General features: G+C 70.4%; 17 protein-coding genes and 3 pseudogenes. 17 read left to right on the top strand and 3 right to left on the bottom strand.

The genetic code is table 11. The annotated features are described in order from the left end of the window. From x551_RS10360 to x551_RS25185, 4 genes and pseudogenes are all read left to right on the top strand, one after another. Positions 1-341 (top strand): annotated as a pseudogene (locus tag x551_RS10360) (Sua5 family C-terminal domain-containing protein); the annotation flags it as partial. A gap of 43 nt (positions 342-384) precedes the next feature. Beyond that, positions 385-1434, top strand: coding sequence for an SGNH/GDSL hydrolase family protein (locus x551_RS10355; protein WP_011827899.1), 1050 nt, complete (start codon positions 385-387; stop codon positions 1432-1434). Positions 1435-1588: 154 nt separating this feature from the next. After that, positions 1589-2362, top strand: a complete 774-nt coding sequence (locus x551_RS10350) for an SGNH/GDSL hydrolase family protein (RefSeq protein ID WP_152543476.1) — start codon at positions 1589-1591, stop codon at positions 2360-2362. A 14-nt stretch (positions 2363-2376) separates the two neighbouring features. Then, entirely contained in the window at positions 2377-2649 is a 273-nt protein-coding gene (locus tag x551_RS25185) for a hypothetical protein (protein ID WP_036248425.1), read from the top strand. A gap of 29 nt (positions 2650-2678) precedes the next feature. Here the strand turns inward: x551_RS25185 and x551_RS10340 are convergent, their stop codons facing one another. Further along, positions 2679-4223, bottom strand: coding sequence for a D-alanyl-D-alanine carboxypeptidase (locus x551_RS10340; protein ID WP_081771292.1), 1545 nt, complete (start codon positions 4221-4223; stop codon positions 2679-2681). Between the two features lie 191 nt (positions 4224-4414). Here x551_RS10340 and tsaB point away from each other — a divergent pair, with 191 nt between their 5' ends. From tsaB to x551_RS10320, 4 genes are all read left to right on the top strand, one after another. Further along, a complete protein-coding gene (tsaB, locus tag x551_RS10335; RefSeq protein ID WP_036229979.1) occupies positions 4415-5146 on the top strand; it encodes a tRNA (adenosine(37)-N6)-threonylcarbamoyltransferase complex dimerization subunit type 1 TsaB in 732 nt (243 codons plus the stop codon). Next, positions 5143-5637, top strand: coding sequence for a ribosomal protein S18-alanine N-acetyltransferase (rimI, locus tag x551_RS10330; RefSeq protein ID WP_011827903.1), 495 nt, complete (start codon positions 5143-5145; stop codon positions 5635-5637). Before tsaB ends, rimI begins: the two co-directional genes overlap by 4 nt. Further along, the gene (locus tag x551_RS10325; protein ID WP_036229976.1) at positions 5624-6406 is read left to right on the top strand and encodes a uracil-DNA glycosylase; all 783 of its coding nucleotides are present in this window, start codon (positions 5624-5626) and stop codon (positions 6404-6406) included. Before rimI ends, x551_RS10325 begins: the two co-directional genes overlap by 14 nt. Before the next feature lie 67 nt (positions 6407-6473). After that, the gene (locus x551_RS10320) at positions 6474-8894 is read left to right on the top strand and encodes an EAL domain-containing protein (RefSeq protein WP_051495549.1); all 2421 of its coding nucleotides are present in this window, start codon (positions 6474-6476) and stop codon (positions 8892-8894) included. Between the two features lie 17 nt (positions 8895-8911). Here the strand turns inward: x551_RS10320 and x551_RS10315 are convergent, their stop codons facing one another. Continuing rightward, positions 8912-10012, bottom strand: coding sequence for a magnesium transporter CorA family protein (locus x551_RS10315; RefSeq protein ID WP_036229974.1), 1101 nt, complete (start codon positions 10010-10012; stop codon positions 8912-8914). 7 nt (positions 10013-10019) lie between these two features. Beyond that, the gene (hemB, locus tag x551_RS10310; RefSeq protein ID WP_036248421.1) at positions 10020-11027 is read right to left on the bottom strand and encodes a porphobilinogen synthase; all 1008 of its coding nucleotides are present in this window, start codon (positions 11025-11027) and stop codon (positions 10020-10022) included. 259 nt (positions 11028-11286) lie between these two features. Between hemB and x551_RS10305 the strand changes: the two genes are divergently transcribed. The 9 genes and pseudogenes from x551_RS10305 to x551_RS10270 all read left to right on the top strand — a co-directional run. Then, positions 11287-11715: a CopD family protein gene (locus x551_RS10305; protein ID WP_011827908.1), complete on the top strand. Its 429-nt coding sequence runs from the start codon at positions 11287-11289 to the stop codon at positions 11713-11715. 14 nt (positions 11716-11729) lie between these two features. Further along, a pseudogene (locus x551_RS27210) lies at positions 11730-12071 on the top strand (hypothetical protein); the annotation flags it as partial. A 322-nt stretch (positions 12072-12393) separates the two neighbouring features. Further along, positions 12394-12837, top strand: a complete 444-nt coding sequence (locus x551_RS27205; RefSeq protein WP_253950349.1) for a hypothetical protein — start codon at positions 12394-12396, stop codon at positions 12835-12837. Between the two features lie 21 nt (positions 12838-12858). After that, the gene (locus tag x551_RS10295; protein WP_011827910.1) at positions 12859-13182 is read left to right on the top strand and encodes a ferredoxin; all 324 of its coding nucleotides are present in this window, start codon (positions 12859-12861) and stop codon (positions 13180-13182) included. Between the two features lie 33 nt (positions 13183-13215). Beyond that, positions 13216-13842 carry an alpha/beta fold hydrolase gene (locus x551_RS10290; protein WP_036229969.1) on the top strand — a complete coding sequence of 209 codons (627 nt, stop codon included), beginning with the start codon at positions 13216-13218 and terminating at the stop codon, positions 13840-13842. Positions 13843-13884: 42 nt separating this feature from the next. Next, positions 13885-15038 (top strand): annotated as a pseudogene (locus tag x551_RS10285) (D-alanyl-D-alanine carboxypeptidase family protein). Positions 15039-15107: 69 nt separating this feature from the next. Beyond that, positions 15108-16019, top strand: coding sequence for a D-amino acid aminotransferase (locus x551_RS10280; protein ID WP_051495548.1), 912 nt, complete (start codon positions 15108-15110; stop codon positions 16017-16019). A 94-nt stretch (positions 16020-16113) separates the two neighbouring features. Continuing rightward, complete coding sequence (locus tag x551_RS10275; protein ID WP_081771293.1) at positions 16114-16389, top strand: DUF493 family protein; 276 nt, start codon at positions 16114-16116, stop codon at positions 16387-16389. Then, on the top strand, positions 16386-17084 hold a 699-nt coding region (locus x551_RS10270; protein ID WP_343252129.1), incomplete at its 3' end, for an ABC transporter ATP-binding protein. The genes x551_RS10275 and x551_RS10270, both read left to right, overlap by 4 nt.

Here is a 17084-nt window from a genome sequence, read left to right as displayed (position 1 = left end):
CCGCGCGCGCCCGGCACGCTGGCCTCGCACTACGCCCGCGCGCTACGCTGCGCCTGATGCCGGCCACCGCGCTGCGCACGGCGCTCGAGGTGCTGCCGACCGATGCCCTGCCGAAGCGGGGTGGCAGCAGGCTGGCGGTATATTCGCGCAGCGTGTCACCGCCATCGCGCCTCACGGCGCGGCGGATGCCGGACGATCCGGCAGCGGCGGCGCACGAGTTGTTTTCCGTGCTGCGCGAACTCGACGACGAGGGCGTGCAGTTGATCTGGGTCGAAGAGCCGCCCGCCGGTCCCGCCTGGGAGGGCGTCCGGGACCGCCTGCAACGCGCGGCCGCGCCCTGAGCGCGCCGACCCTCACCCCCTGGCCTGTGGAGTTGGAGTGAGCATGACTGTTGGGAAAGCTTGCGTACGCGGACTGTCGCGCGCGCTGCGGGTGTCGATGCTGGTCGGCCTGGGCGCCGTGCTGTCCGCGTGCGGCGGGGGTGATCGCGTCAGCAACTTCTCGCCGCAGCGTCTGATCGTGTTCGGGGATTCATCCAGCGTCGTCGCCGGCGGCAACCTGACCGACGTCAATGGCGGCACGGTCACCGCAGCGGCCGGGGCGAAGTTCTCGGTGAATGCCCAGGCCGTGGACTCGACCGGGGCGGCCACCGGCGCGCTCGACTGCAACAGCTACCCGATCTGGGTGCAGGCCCTGGGCTTCCATTACGGCATCGGCTTTGCCGAATGCAATACCTTCACGGAGACGACGCCGCGGGGCAAGATCTACGCGCAGGTCGGTGCGGCAGTGGCCGATCTGTCAGCGCAGGTGGCGCTGGCCCGCGCCGATGCGGGAGGCTTCCGGTCCACCGATCTGGCGACGGTGATGATCGGCCAGCAGGACATCCTCGACGCCTACGCGCAGTACCCGACCAAGACCGGCGCGGAAGTGATCGCGCTCGCCGAGGCCGCGGGCGAAACCCTGGGGCGCAACATCAATGCGCTGGCTCAGGAGGGGGCCCGGGTGCTGGTGACGACACTGCCGTTCCAGGGCAGCACTCCCTTCGGCGTGGCCCAGGACCTCATCAGCGGCGAGCGTTCCACGCTGCTGACCGACATGACCAAGCGCTTCAACGCCGGCATGCGCGCCACGCTGCTCAACGACGGTCGGTTGATCGGTCTCGTGCAGGCCGACGCGCAGATCAACCTGCTGGTCAACAACCCCAGCAACTACGGCTACGTCAGCGTCTCGGCCGCGGCCTGCAGCACGCCGACGGCGATCTCCTGCACCGCACCCACGGCCGGCACGACCACCGTGCCGTCCGTGCCCGGCACGCTGGTGACCGGCGCCACGGTATCCAATTACCTGTGGGCCGACGATCGCCACCTGGGCGCCAACGGCCAGTCCATCATTGGCAGCCTCGCGATCGATCGGGCGGTGAACAACCCGTTCTGATCCGTCCATCCCGAGGCCGGTGGGGCCCGGTCGCCTGCCACGGCCGGGTTTCTCCGCTGGGGCCCGACATCGCCTGCACTTACAGTCTGCCGTCAAATAGAACGGTCGTTCTATTTCTGGCGAACGGGCGCACGGCGTCCGCGGGGAGGCTGTGATGAGAAGCTTGCGAATCCGTGCGGGAGCCTGGCTGCTGCCGCTGCTGCTCGTGGCATGCGGCGGCGGCGGCGACGATGCACCGAGTTATTCGAGCGTGGTCACGTTCGGCGACAGCCTCAGCGATGTCGGCACCTACCGCACCGCCGGCATGGCGGCGCTCGGTGGCGGCAAGTTCACCGTCAACGATGGGGATATCTGGGTGGAGCTGGTCGCCAAGGACCGCGGCCTGACGCCACCCTGCGCGGCGGAGATCGGTCTGGAGTCATCGGGCGCGGTCGCCAGTCTGGCCCAGGCCAGCAGCTTCCAGGACGCCTGCTTCGGTTATGCGCAGGGCGGTGCGCGGGTCACCAACCCGATCGGACCGAACAACAAGGCCTTGCTGCTGCTCGGCAGCCCGGACGGGCAGTACGGGCAGCTCACCGTGCCGGTGGCCACCCAGGTGGCGCGCCACCTCGCCAAGGTCGGAGGGCGCTTCAGCGGCGGCGAACTGGTCTTGGTGCTGGCCGGCGGCAATGACGTGTTCATGAACCTCGCGGCGGTCGGTGCGGCGCAGATCACGCCGACCGATGCCGTGGTCGCGATGGCCACGGCCGGCGGCGAACTGGCGGCTTACGTGCGGTCGCAGCTGGTCGGCAACGGCGCGCGCCACGTGGTGGTCGTCAACCTGCCCGACGTGAGCCAGACGCCGTTCGCGTACTCGCTGGCCGCCCCGACCCAGGGATTGATTGCGCAGATGTCGATCGCCTTCAACGTGTCGCTCGCCAACGGCTGAACGACGCGTCGGGCGTGCTGCTGGTCGACGCCTACTCACGGGGTCGCGAGCAGGTCGCCAACCCGGGCACCTTCGGCGTCACCAACGTCACGACACCGGCCTGCGATCTGGCGGCGACGGCGCTCAACGGCTTCGTGCTCGGTTCGCTGGGCTGCAGCGAGACGACCTTGATCGCCGGCGACGTGTCGCACTACCAGTTCGCCGACGGCGTGCACCCCACGCCCTACGGCCACCAGCTCCTCGCGAACTACGTGCTCGACCGCATGAGCGCCGTCGGCTGGCGCTGAGCGCCGCCACGGCCGCGCCGGGGTGGCGCTCAGCGCCCGTTGTCCTCGGCCGCCCATTGCACCAGCGCGTCGAGCACCGGCCGCGCCGCGCCGGCGCTGGGATGGTTGACGATGGCGACGAAGGCGTAGCGCCGCCCCGACTGCCCGAGCACGTAGCCGGCCAGGCCCATCGCATCGCGCAGCGAACCGGTCTTCAGGTGGGCGCGGCCGAGCGCGGCGCCCCAGTTGCGGCCCGGCCGGCGCGCCGTGCCGTCGATCCCGGTCAGCGGCAGCGAACTCATCAGCTCGGGCATCACCGGGCTGGCCCACAGCGCCTGCAGCCAGGCGCCCAGGCAACGGGCGCTGCTGCGGGACTGGCGCGACAGGCCCGAGCCGTTGTCGATCGAGAACTCGCCGTCTGTGCAGCCGGCACGGCTGCGCACCTGAGCGCGCACCATCTCGCGCGCGGCATCGGCCGTGTTGCCTGCGGGCGTTTGTGGCGTCGACACCTCCCCCGTCGCGACCGTGGTCGTCGAAGCCGGCAGCGGCAGCGTGCCGGCGGGGATCAGTCCGAGGCTCAGGAACAGCTGCTGCGCCATCACGTTGTTGCTGAACTTGTTGATGTCTCGCACCACCGCCGCCAGCGGCGGTGACGTGGCCTCGAACAGCGGCTGTGCCGCGACGGGCGCGGGGCCGTTGCGCACGCTGCCGGCCAGCTGCCCGCCGACCTCATGCCAGGCTTCGGCGATCAGCCGCACGTTGTAGCTGCCCGGCTCGGCGTAGGCGACAGGCCAGGTCTTCTCGCCGCAGCTCACAGGGTAGAGGCCGGTCAACCGGATGCGTCCCGGGTCGTCGAAGGCCGGCTTCAGGCTGCCGCGCCAGTCGCCGCAGGGGCCGGACACCATGGGCACCGCGCTGTCGATCTGCACGCCGGCCAGGTTGACGTCGGTGCTGACGCGGGCCACGCCGCGCGACGGCTCGGGAACGAAGCGCAGCGTGACCGACTTGTGGTTCAGCAGCAGCGCATCGGGCCGCACGTTGTAGGGCCGGAAACGTTCGCCGTCGAAGTCGGCCGGATCGCCGGCGTCGGCGCCGTTCAACATGAAGGCACTTCCGTCGAGCACGATGTCGCCGAGGATCTCGTGGATGCCGCGTTGCCGCACTTCGCGCAGCAGCAGCCACAGCCGTTCGATCACCAGCGTCGGGTCCCCGCGGCCCTGGAGGATCAGGTCGCCCTGCAGCACGCCGTCCACCACCTGTCCGGTGGTCAGCACCGGCGTGGGCCAGGTCCACGCCGGCCCCAGCAGCTCCAGCGCCACGCCGGTCGTGTAAAGCTTCATCAGCGAGGCCGGGTTGACCGGCTGTTGGGCGCGGTGCGTCAGTCGCGGCAGCCCGCTGGGCGGGCCTGGCGGCCCGAGCTCGATGATGTACGCGACCAGCGCATCGGCGGGCAACTGCGCTCGCTTCAGCGCGGTCTGCACGGCGGCCGGCAGGTCGTCCGGGGGCAGGGCGTTCGGCGCTGCCATCGCCGTGCCGCCGACCAGGGCCGACACCCCCACGACGCAGCGCCACAGGAGATTCGGGCTTCGGATCATGCTGCGATGGTAGCGGGCGGCTTGCCGGCGACGTGGCCGGGCCCGAGGCCGCCGCTACACTGAGGCATGGACTCCCGAGTCGGCCCGCAGCCTGGTCCGCGGACCACCGGAGTCGACGAGGTCAACGCGGCCGCGCCGCGCGTCGGCCCGTCGGTGCCCTCTCCTTTCGATCGTTCCCGCGGAGCCCGCTCATGACGCCGCGCCTGCTGGTGCTCGATACCGCCACCGAAACGATGCACCTCGGCCTGTGCCGGGGCGAGCAGACCTGGGTGCGCGCGCTGCCCGGCGGCGCGCTCGCCTCGGCCAGCCTGCTGCCGGCCCTGATGGCGCTGCTGGCCGATGCCGGACTGGGCCTGCGCGAACTCGACGCCATCGGCTGCGGACGCGGTCCGGGCGCCTTCACTGGCGTGCGCGCGGCCTGCGCGGTGACACAGGGACTGGCCTTCGGCGCGGACCGACCGGTGTTGATGCTCGATACCTTGATGGCGGTGGCCGAAGACGCCCACCATCAGGGCGCCGCCGACGATCTGTGGGTGGCGGTCGACGCCCGCATGGGCGAGGCCTATGCTGCGCGCTACCGCCGCAGCGCAACGGGCTGGACTGTGCTCGAAGCCCCGGCCCTGCATGCGCCGGCCGCGCTGGCCGCACGCATTGCCGGCGAGACGCCGCAGGTGCAGGTCGCCGGCAGCTCGCTGATTGCGCATGCCGAGGCCTGGTCGGGCCTGCGCGGTGCCTGCTGGCCCGACAGCGCCCCGCGGGCGGCGGCCCTGCTGGTACTGGCCCGTGTGGCGTGGGCGCGCGGCGAACAGGTCGACGCTGATGGCGCATTGCCGCTCTACGTGCGCGACCGGGTGGCGCAGACCACTGCCGAGCGGATGGCGCAGCGCGACGTGCAGGCGGCGGGCAGCGGGGTGCCGTCGTGAACGCCGTGCTGCAGCCGCCGCCGCGCAGCCTGAGCATGCTGACGGAGAACGACTTCGACGAGGTGATGGTGATCGAGCAGGCGATCTACGACTTTCCCTGGACGCGCGGCAACTTCCTCGATTCGCTGCGGGCCGGCTACCCGGCCGAGGTGCTGCGCACGCCGCAGGACGGCGTGGTCGGCTACTTCGTCGCGATGTTCGGCGTCGACGAAGTGCACCTGCTCAACCTCAGCGTCGCGCCGGCCCTCCAGCGGCGTGGCCATGCGCGCTACATGCTCGATGCCCTGCGCTCGATCGCCCGGGCGCACCGCGCCTCGCAGCTCTGGCTCGAGGTGCGCATTTCCAACCTGAACGCACGCGGCCTGTACGAGCGCTACGGCTTCCGCAATGTCGGCCTGCGCCGTGGCTACTACCCGGCCCGCGGGCGGGCGCGCGAGGACGCGGTGGTGATGAGCCTGCAGATTCCAGAGGCGGTGCATGGTCTGGGATGAACGACAGGCCGCAATGCTGGCGGAGATGGGCATCCGTGTGTGGCAAGCGCCTGCGGCTGCGGCTTCGCCCGTGATCGATGCGAAGGTCGAGGCAGCGGTCAGCCCGGTCGCCGCCGCCTCGCCCGCCCCGGTGGTACCGCGGGTCGCCGTCGCACGCGGTGCCCGCCCCGAAGATGTCGAGGCGATGGACTGGCCGACCCTGCGTGCCGCCGTCGCCGGTTGCACCGCCTGCGGGCTGTGCCGCGGTCGCACGAACACGGTGTTCGGCGTCGGGCACACGCAGGCGCACTGGATGGTCGTCGGCGAGGCGCCGGGCGAACAGGAAGACCGCCTGGGCGAGCCCTTCGTCGGCAAGGCCGGGCAGTTGCTCGACCACATGCTGCAGGCCCTGGGCCTGACGCGCCGGGCCGAAGGCGAGGGACTGCAGCCGGCGCAGCAGGTCTACATCGCCAACGTGCTGAAGTGCAGGCCGCCGATGAACCGCAATCCGCAGCCCGAGGAAGTGGCGCAGTGCGAGCCCTACCTGGCCCGCCAGGTGGCGCTGCTGCAGCCGCGGCTGATTCTCGCGATGGGCCGCTTCGCGGTGCAATCGCTGCTGCAGACCGGTGAACCGATCGGCCGCCTGCGGGGCCGGATCCACCAGTACCAGGGGGTGCCCGCCATCGTGACCTATCACCCCGCCTACCTGCTGCGCAACCCGGCCGACAAGGCGAAGGCCTGGGACGACCTCTGTCTTGCGCGCGAGGTGATGCGCAACGCGCGCACCTGACGCCGGCACAGGCTGCCGCAGGGTTCGGCCGAATCGACCGGCTGCTCCGGCGCGCCTACCCTCGGCCATGGGCGCCGTTGTGCCAAGGCTCACCGAGGACCCGTGCTCCTGGGACGATCTGCCGAGCGCGGTGCTGCTGCTCGCGCGCGACGGTCGGGCATCGCATGCCAATGCGGCCTTCTGCCGGCTCATGGGCCTGGGCGCCGAGGCCGCACGGGGCGCGGGCTGGCAGCAGCTGCTGACCGACCCGGACCGTGCCACGCTGCTCGGCGCGTTGGCGCAGGGCGAGCACCTGTCGCTGCCGCTGCACCTGTGCAGTCCGGGGGAGCACGACGGGATACAGCGCGAGGTCTGGGTCGATTGCGTCGCGCAATGGCGGCCGTCGCGAGGGTGCTGGGTCTGCGTCCTGCACGACGTCTCGGCAACGCGGCAGGCCGAGCGGGTGGCCAGCGTCCAGGCCGAGCAGCTCCGGTTGCTTGCCGACAGCGTGCCGGCGCTGATCGCCTGCTACGACGCGCGGGAACAGCGCTGCCTGTTCGCGAACCGGCCGTATGCGCTGACCTTCGGGCGGGACGAGCAGTCCATCCTGGGCCTGCCGATCGCCGAGGTGATCGGCGAGGCCGCCCTGCGGCGGATCCGGCCGCAGCTCGACACCGTGCTGATCGAACAGCGTGCCGTGGCCTACGAGCGGCAGCTGGTGCGCGCCGATGGCCGCACGCAGTGGGTCGAGGTGCACCTGTTGCCGCAGCTCGCCACCGATGGTCGGTTGATCGCCTTCTTCGTGCTGATCTCGGACATCTCCCGCCACCGGCTCGCCGAGCAGGCAGTGCGCGAATCGGAGGAACGGCTGGGCAAGTTCATGCAGGCCAGCGCTGAGGGCATCGTCTTCCACAAGGACGGGGTCATCACCGATGCCAACGCCCCGATCGGCATGCTGGTGGGCTACGGGCTCGACGAGCTGATGGGGCGCCGCACGCTCGACTTCGTCGCACCCGACCAGGTGAGCAAGGTGGCCGCGGTGATGAGTTCGGGCCAGGAGACGACCTACGAGAGCGCGCTGATCGACAAGTCGGGCCGGCGCATCCCGGTGGAGTTCATCGTCCGCACCATGATGCGAGGCGACGAACGGCTGCGCATGACCATCGTGCGCGACATCCGCGACCGCCATGCCGCGCAGGCGCACATACATCACCTTGCGCACCACGACGCACTGACCGGGCTGCCGAACCGCCTGGCCTTCATGGCCGAGATCGACCAGCTGATGGCACGGGCCGCCGCGTCGCGCGAGGCGCTGGCGCTGCTGTTCATCGACCTTGACCACTTCAAGCGCGTCAACGATTCGCTCGGCCACCTGGCGGGCGACGAGCTGCTGAAGACCGTGGCCCAACGGATCGGCGCCGTGCTGCGCGCCAGCGATGTGGTGGCGCGCTTCGGCGGTGACGAGTTCATGGTGCTGATCGGCGGCGGGCCGCGCCTGGAGGACGTGGCCGACGTCGCCCGCAAGCTGCTTGCGGCGATCGAGGTGCCGCTGGACGCCGAGGCGGGGCGCTCGATCTCGGTCACGCCGTCGATCGGCATCGCGATGTTCCCCGGCGACGGCATCACGCCGGCCGAGCTGATCAAGCATGCCGACACCGCGATGTACCGCGCCAAGGCGCGCGGGCGGGCCACCTACCAGTTCTTCGATCCGACGCTCGCCAGCAACGCCTACGCGGCGCTGGTGCTGGAGGGCGAGCTCGCGCAGGCGCTGGAGCGTGGCGAGTTCGTGCTGCACTTCCAGCCGCAGGTGCGGGCCGGCGATGGCGTGCTGGTCGGCGCCGAGGCGCTGATCCGCTGGCAGCACCCCGAGCGCGGGCTGCTGTTGCCCGACCAGTTCATCCCGCTGGCCGAGCAGCAGCGCCTGATGCTGCCGATCGGCACCTGGGTGCTGCACGAGGCGGCGCGTGCGGCGCGCCGCTGGCATGACGACGGCCTGTGCGCTGTGCCGGTGGCCGTGAACCTGTCGGCCGTGCAGTTCCAGGCGCCCGACTTTGTCTCGACGGTCGCGCAGGCGCTGGCGGGCGCCGGGCTGCCCGGCCGCCTGCTCGAGCTGGAGCTGACCGAGCGCATGCTGATGGACGAGCTGCCCGAGGTCAGTGGCCGCCTGGCCCAGCTCAAGGCGCTGGGCATCCGCCTGTCGGTCGACGACTTCGGCACCGGCTACTCCTCGCTCGGGCACCTCAAGTCGCTGCCGATCGACAAGATGAAGATCGACCGCTCCTTCGTTGTCGACCTGCCCGAGGCGCGCGGCTCGGTGGCCATCGCGCGGGCCATCATCCAGATGGCCCGCAGCCTCGGCATCACCGTCATCGCCGAAGGCGTCGAGACCGAGGCGCAGCGGGCCTTCCTCGCGCGCGAGCGGTGCGATGAGCTGCAGGGCGAGGCGATCAGCCCGTCGCTGTCGCTGCAGGCCTTCGAAGCCTGGGCCGGACGCGTGGCGAGCGGTTGACCGCGCCGCGGTCCTTGTCAGCGGCCGCGCTCGAGGTAGCGCTTGCGGCGGAAATAGATGACCAGCGTGACCGCCAGCGCGGCCATCAGCACCGTCGTGACCCAGATGCCGGTGCTGCTGTGCACCAGCGGCAGGAAATCGAAGTTCATGCCGAAGAAACCGGTGATCAGGTTCAGCGGCATGAACACGGCCGTCAGCACGGTCAGCGTGCGCATGATCTCGTTGGTGCGGTTGCTCTGCGCCGAGAAATGCATCTGCACCGCGCTCTCGGCCGAGCTCTCCAGCCGTCGAACGTGGCTCAGCACGCGTTCGATGTGCTCGAGCACGTCGCGCGAGCGCACGCGCAGCAGCTCGCGCTCGCGCTGCGCGGCGGGCTCGGTCTCATCGGGCCATTCGTCGAGCGCGTCGATCCATTCGGAGATGGCGCTGCGCTGATCCTCGCAGATGTCTTCCAGCGCATGCAGCGCGTTGCGCGAATCGAGCAGCACCTGCCAGTCGTTGAAATGACTGCGCGGACGGAACAGCTCCTGCTGCAGGTAACCGAGCTGGCGCGTCAGCAACCGTCGAAGCTCGAGGTAGCTGTCGACCATGTGGTTGACCATGCGCAGCATCAGGTCGGCCGGGCTGGCCGGCATGCGCGCGCCGGCCGCGCGGGCGTCGCTGCCCTGGCTGGCCAGAGACAGGCGGTTCGCGAAGAAGTCGCGCACCTGGCAGTCGGTCGGGTGAACGCTGATCAGCACGCGGTCGAAGATTGCGAAGCCGACTGGGCTGGTGTCGATCGCCTCCAGCGCGCGCTTGGCGGTGGCCAGCGTGCCCTGCTGCTCGTCGAGGAACAGGCTGCTGCTGCCGCTGCCCGCCGCGAGGCGGCGGAACACCATCACGTCGTACCACGACGTGTAGTCGAAGTGCGAGGGCAGCTGGTTGTTGAGCAGGTCGGCCACATGCAGATCGACCAGCTGGCCGCCGGTCCAGCGCTGCAGCGCGCCCTGCAGCATCGGGATGCCGACCTCGAACTCCCGCCGAGCGCTGCCGATCCAGAGGTAGCCTGCGGTCGGCAGCGTGTCGGGCAGCTCGCTCAGCTCGGTGAACTGGTCCGTGCCGACGTGGAAGATCCGCATCGCGCCGTCACCGCGCGTTCAGGGCCCGCGCGGCGTCGAGCGCGAAGTAGCTCAGCACCCCGTCGGCACCGGCCCGCTTGAAGGCCAGCAGCGACTCCATCATCACCGCCTCGCCATCGAGCCAGCCGTTGGCGGCGGCGGCCTTCAGCATCGCGTACTCGCCGCTCACCTGGTAGGCGAAGGTGGGCACGCGGAACTCTTCCTTCACACGCCGCACGATGTCGAGATAGGGCATCCCGGGCTTGACCATCACCATGTCGGCGCCTTCGGCGAGGTCCATCGCCACCTCGCGCAGCGCCTCGTCGGTGTTGCCCGGATCCATCTGGTAGACCTTCTTGTTGCTCTTGCCCAGGTTGCCGGCCGAGCCGACGGCGTCGCGGAACGGGCCGTAGAAGGCGCTCGCATACTTGGCGCTGTACGCCATGATGCGGGTGTGGATCAGGCCCCGGGCCTCCAGCGCGTCGCGGATCGCGCCGATGCGGCCATCCATCATGTCGCTCGGCGCGACGATGTCGACGCCGGCCTCGGCTTGCACCAGGGCCTGCTGCGTCAGCACGGCCACCGTCTCGTCGTTGAGGATGTAGCCGGTGGCGTCCAGCAGGCCGTCCTGGCCGTGCGTGGTGAAGGGGTCGAGCGCCACATCGGTCAGCACGCCCAGCTCCGGGAAGCGGCGCTTGAGCTCACGCACGACGGTGGGCACCAGGCCCTCGGGGTTCATCGCTTCGCGGCCGTCCTCGGTCTTCTTCGCCGCGTCGATCACCGGGAACAGCGCCATCACCGGAATGCGTTCGCGCACACAGGCCTCGGCCAGCGGCAGCAACCGGTCCAGACTCAGGCGCTGCACGCCGGGCATCGAGGCCACGTCGTGCACCTGGTTGCTGCCGTCGAGCACGAACACCGGCAGGATCAGGTCCGACGCGGTGAGGGCGTGCTCGCGCACCAGCGCACGGGTGAAGTCGTCTCGGCGCAGGCGGCGCGCGCGCGTGGCGGGGAAGCGTTGGGGGTAGGAGCTCACGGGCGTGACCGGGTGGAGGGGCTCAAGGCCGAAGGAAGGGCGTGGCGTCGATCGAGAGCGGCCCGCGCGCAGAGCGCATCTGACAGGAAAACGCCGGCCGGGCGCTGCTAAAATTCTCGTCGAATGATACGTCGCAAGGCGTTCATTCCCTGCTTCACCTCCCTGAGCAGGAGCCTGACCGTGTGACAGCGCCAGGCTTTCAAGCCCCGGCTTTGCCGGGGCTTTTTTATGCTTGGCCGGTGCTCGCGATAATCCCTCGATGCTCTGGATCAAGGCCTTCCACATCGTCTTCGCCGCCAGTTGGTTCGCCGGCCTGTTCTACCTGCCGCGGCTGCTGGTGAACCTGGCCATGGTGCCGGCCGACAGCCACGCCGAGCGCGAGCGCCTGCTGCTGATGGCGCACAAGCTGCACCGGTTCAGTTCGCTGCTGATGATCCCCGCGCTCGGGCTCGGCCTGTGGCTGTGGCTGGGCTATGGCATCGGCCGCGGGCCGGGCAACGGCTGGCTGCACGCGAAGCTCCTGCTGGTGGTCGCGGCCATCGGCTACCACCATGTGTGCAAGCGGCTGCTGCGCGACTTCGAGCAGCACGCCAACCGCCGCAGCCACCGCTGGTTCCGCGTCTTCAACGAGGCTGCGGTGCTGGTGTTCGCCGCGATCGTCGTGCTGGTCGTGGTCAAGCCGTTCTGAGGGCGGCCGGGCGCATGGCCCCGCAGCGCAGCAGTTCGGCCTGGCCCCTGGCGGCGGCCTGCGCCTGCCTGATGGTCTACGCCAGCCTGCACCCGTTCACCGGCTGGGAATGGCCGACCGCGACCGACATTCGCTGGTGGCTGCTGCCGGTGCCCAAGCCGCGTGGCGTGGGGCAGTTCGACCTGGTCAGCAACCTGCTCGCCTACGTGCCGCTCGGGGCGTTGCTGACAGGTGGACTGCTGCGCGGCGGGGGCCGCGCCTGGCTGGCGTTCGCCGTCGCGGTCGGGGTGTCCAGCGGTCTGAGCTATGTGCTCGAGACCCTGCAGCACCTGTTGCCGAGGCGGGTGCCGTCGATCATCGACTGGAGCCTGAACACCGCCGGTGCGGCGCTCGGCGCGGTGCTGATGCTGGTGCTGCACGCGCTCGGGCTGCTCGGCCACTGGCAGCGCTGGCGTGAGCGCTGGCTGCTGCGAGACCGCGGCGCCGGCCTGACGCTGCTGCTGTTGTGGCCGTTCGGCCTGCTGTTCCCGCCGCCGCTGCCCTTCGGACTCGGCCATGTGCTGGACCGCGCGCGCGACCTGCTCGCCGAAGGACTGGAGGACACGGCCTGGGACGGCTGGCTCGGCGCGACCGCGACCGTCAGCGAACCGCTGGCGCCGGGGCTCGGAGATGTTGGGCGTGGCAGCCGGCCTGCTGGCGCCCTGCCTGCTTGCCTACGCGCTGACGCGGCCCGGTCCGCGCCGCCTGGTGCTGCCGGCCGGGGCGCTGCTGCTGGGCATCGCGGCCACCACGCTGTCGACGGCGTTGAACTTCGGGCCCGAGCACGCGCTGACCTGGTGGACACCGCCGGTGCTGCCGGCGATCGGTGTGGTGGCCGTCGTCGCCGTGGGGCTGACGTGGCTGCCGGCGCGCGCATCGGCCGCCGTGGCGCTGCTGGTCATCAGTTTCGGCGTGGCGCTGGTCAACATCGCGCCCGGCGACGCCTACTACGCGGCCAGCCTGCAATCGTGGGAGCAGGGCCGTTTCATCCGCTTCCACGGCCTGTCGCAATGGATCGGCTGGCTGTGGCCCTGGGCGACACTCGCTTACCTGCTCGGTCGTGTCGCAGCCCGGGACGAATAGCCTCAAACCTACAATTCCCCGATGAGTTATTACGAGCGTCACATCTTCTTCTGCCTCAACAAGCGCGATGGCGAGGCGGCCTGCGCCGACCACGACGCCGAGGCCGGCTTCGCGCGTTGCAAGTCGCAGGCGAAGGCGGCCGGTCTGATGGGCGCGGGCAAGGTCCGCGTCAACAAGGCCGGTTGCCTGGACCGCTGCGCCGGCGGGCCGGTGGCGGTGGTCTATCCGGAGGGCACCTGGTACACCTATGTCGATGCCCACGACATCGACGAGATCGTCGAATCCCACCTGAAGCACGGCCAGGTCGTCGAGCGCCTGCTGCTGCCGCCCGATGTGGGTCGCTGACGACGTGCCGGCAGCCGGTTGTCCGTTCTCGCGATGAACGTCCAGACGCAGCGACTGACGCTTGGCGGTCCCGCCGGCGACATCGAGTGCGCGCTCGACGCGCCGGCCGGCCCGGCGCGGGCGGTGCTGGTGATCTGCCACCCGCATCCGCTGCATGGCGGCACGATGGACAACAAGGTGGTGCAGACGGTCGCGCGTGCCGGCCTGCAACTCGGCGCGCGCAGCGTGCGCTTCAACTTCCGGGGCGTCGGCGCGTCGGCCGGCAGCTGGGACGAAGGCCGCGGCGAGCTCGACGACGCGCTGGCGGTCATCGCGGCGCAACGTGACCCGGCCTTGCCGCTGTGGCTGGCCGGCTTCTCGTTCGGCGGCTTCGTGGCCGCCAGTGCCGCGGCGCACCTGAGCGGCGACGCGCGGCCGCGGCGGCTGGCGTTGATCGCCCCGTCGACGCAGAAGCAGCAGGTGCCCGCCATTCCCGAGGAACTCCAGGCCGACACGCTGGTGGTTCACGGCGAGACCGATGACGTGGTGCCGTTGTCGGCCACCTTCGACTGGGCGCGCCCGCAGGGCCTGCCGGTCACGGTGATTCCCGGCGTCGGCCATTTCTTTCATGGGCAGCTCGCGCTGCTCAAGTCGCTGGTGGTGCGCGGCTGGTCCTCCTGACCGGCGCGCCACCCGCTCCCGTTTCCCGTTGCAGAGACCCCGATGAAAAGACTGTTCGTTCTTCTGTTCGCCGTCGCCACCGCTCTCACGGGCGTGGCGGCCCAGGCCCAGGCCGTGCAGCCGCCCGAGATCGCGGCGCGCTCCTACCTGCTGTTCGACGTCACCACCAACCAGGTGCTCGCAGCCAAGGACCCGGACAGCCCGATCGAGCCGGCCTCGCTGACCAAGCTGATGAGCGCCTACCTGGTGTTCCAGGCGCTGAAGGACAAGAAGCTGACGCTGACGCAGACGCTGCCGGTGTCGGAGCGCGCCTGGCGCACCGGCATGACCGGTGCCTCGCGCAGCTTCCTGCCGCTCAACAGCCAGGTCACGGTCGATGATCTGCTCAAGGGCGAGATCGTGCAGAGCGGCAACGACGCCACCGTGGTGCTGGCCGAGGGCGTGGGCGGGTCTCTGGAGCAGTTCGTCGCGATGATGAACCGCCAGGCGCAGGCCTTCGGCCTCAAGGCCACCACCTTCAAGAACCCCGAGGGCCTGCCGGCGGCAGGGCACACCAGCACCGCGCGCGACCTGGCGGTGATCGCGACCCGGCTGGTGCAGGACTTCCCCGAGTACCTGCGCTACTCGGTGATGCGCGAGTTCACCTTCAACAAGATCAAGCAGCCCAACCGCAACCTGCTGCTCTACCGCGACCCCACCGTCGACGGCCTGAAGACCGGCTTCACCGACGCCGCAGGTTACTGCATGATCACCACCGCCAAGCGCGACTTCCCGAACGGTCCGCGCCGGCTGATCAGCGTCGTGCTCGGCGCTGCGTCGATGGAGTCGCGCGCCAACGAGAGCCAGAAGCTGCTGAACTGGGGCTATACCGCCTTCGACGCCGTCAAGCTGTTCGACGCCAACCAGGCCGTCGTCAGCCCGCCGATCTGGAAGGCTCCTCCAACACCGCCAAGCTCGGTAGTGCCGCGGCCGTCTACGTCAGCGTGCCCAAGGGTGACGGCGACAAGCTCAAGACCGACATCTCGCGCACCGATCCGCTGGTGGCTCCGCTCGCCAAGGGGCAGGTGGTCGGCAGCATCAAGGTCACCGCCAATGGCGCGCCGGTTGCCGAGCTGCCCTTGACCGTGCTGGAGAACGTCGACAGCGCCGGGCTGCTGGGCCGCGCGTGGGATTCGCTGCGGCTGTGGATCCAGTGATGCCGGTGTCGATTCGTACCGGGTGAAACGCTGCTTGCCCGTTGCCGCCGACGGGCCTACGCTGCGGGCATGAACCCGCTGCCCAGCGCCATCCCCGCGGCGAGCGCCGACTCGCTGTGCTACCTGAACGGCGACTACACCCGCCTGGCGGACGCTCGCGTCAGCGTGCTCGACCGCGGCTTCATGTTCGGCGACGGCGTCTACGAGGTCCTGCCCGTCTACGATCGTCGGCTGTTCCGCTTCGACGAGCACATGGCGCGCCTGGAGCGCAGCCTCGCCAAGGTGCGCATCACCGCGCCGCTGACCCGCGAGGACTGGCTGGCGCGCATGCGCCGGCTGGTCGCGGCCCAGCACGAGCACAGCGGGGCGACCGACCAGCTCGTGTACCTGCAGGTCACGCGCGGCGTGGCGCTGCGCGAGCACACGATACCGACCGACATCGAGCCCACGGTCTTCATGATGTGCAGTCCGGCGAAGCCGCCGACGCCCGAGCAGCGCCATGCCGGCGTGGCCTGCATCAGCGCGCGCGACTTCCGCTGGGAGCGCGGCGACATCAAGAGCATTTCGCTGCTCGGCAACGTGCTGGCGCGGCAGATGTCGGCCGACAAGGGCGCCGTCGAGACCCTCCTGTTTCGCGACGGCTTCCTGACCGAGGCCGCGGCGTCCAACGTGTGGATGGTGAAGGAAGGCGCACTGATCGGCCCGCCGAAGAGCGAACTGCTGCTCGAAGGCGTGCGGGTCGACCTGCTGGCCGAGCTGTGCGAGGAGTGCGGCATCGGCTACTGCCTGCGGCCGGTCAGCGAGGGCGAGGTCTTCTCGGCCGACGAACTGCTGCTGAGTTCGGCGATGAAGGAAGTGCTGGCGGTCACCCGGCTCGATGGCGAACTGGTCGGGCACGGCGCGTTGCGCGGCAAGCCTGGGCCGGTGTACGCCCGGCTCTACGAGGCCTACCAGCGGGCCAAGCCCGCCCAGTCGATCTGAGCCGCGGCGGCCGCGCGGATTTCGCGGGTGCGGGACAATCCGGCCATCGCGGGCGCCGCAGCGGCGTGCCCGCCCGATGCAGCGGCAGCAGACCATGACGGCCATCCCTCCCGAGCAATCATTGATCGAGTACCCGAGTGCCTTTCCGATCAAGGTGATGGGGTCCAACGCCGAGGGCTTCCGCGAGGCGATGGTCGACATCGCGCTGCGCTTCGATCCCGGGTTCGATGCGCAGACCGTCGAGGCCCGGCCCAGCAAGGGCAACAACTATCTCGGCCTGACGCTCACCGTCACGGCCACCAGCCGCGAACAGCTCGACGAGCTCTACCGCACGCTGAGCACGCACCCGATGGTCAAGGTGGTGCTCTGAGCGCCGCGGCGCTGGTCGAGGTCGCCGACCTCGTTCACGATTACGGAACGCAGCGCGCGCTGCACGGCCTGAGCTGCAGCATCGAGCGCGGCAGCGTGACCGCGCTGGTGGGCCCCAACGGCGCCGGCAAGACCACGCTGATGCGCTGCATCGCCGGACTGGAGGCCCCGCTGTCGGGGCGCATCGCCGTTGCCGGCATCGACGTGATCGCGCAGCCCCGCGAGAGCCACCGTCAGCTCGGCTTCCTGGCCGACAGCTTCGGCGTCTCGACGGCGCTGAGCGTGCGCCAGACCCTGAGCTATGCCGCGCTTGCGCACGGCGCGACGCCCGAGGCCGCCGCGGCTGCCGTGCCGCCGGTCGCCAAGCGTCTGGGCCTCACCGACCTGCTCGACCGCCTGTGTGGCGCGCTGTCACGCGGCCAGCGCCAGCGTGTGGCGATCGGGCAGGCGCTGATCCACCGGCCGCAGTTGCTGATCCTCGACGAGCCCGCCTCGGGGCTGGACCCGGAGGCGCGCGCCGGGCTGGCGGCGCTGTTCCGCAGCTTGCGCGAGGAGGGCATGACCTTGCTCGTGTCGTCTCACATCCTGGCCGAACTGGACGAGTACTCGACCCACATGCTGATGCTGCGCGACGGCCGGGTGGTCGAGCACCGGGCGCTGACCGTCGCGGCGCCGGCGGCCGGCGATCGCCCGTTG

This window comes from Methylibium sp. T29 (assembly GCF_000576205.1).
GTDB lineage: Bacteria > Pseudomonadota > Gammaproteobacteria > Burkholderiales > Burkholderiaceae_C > Methylibium > Methylibium petroleiphilum.
This window is presented reverse-complemented; position numbering and strand designations above follow the sequence as displayed.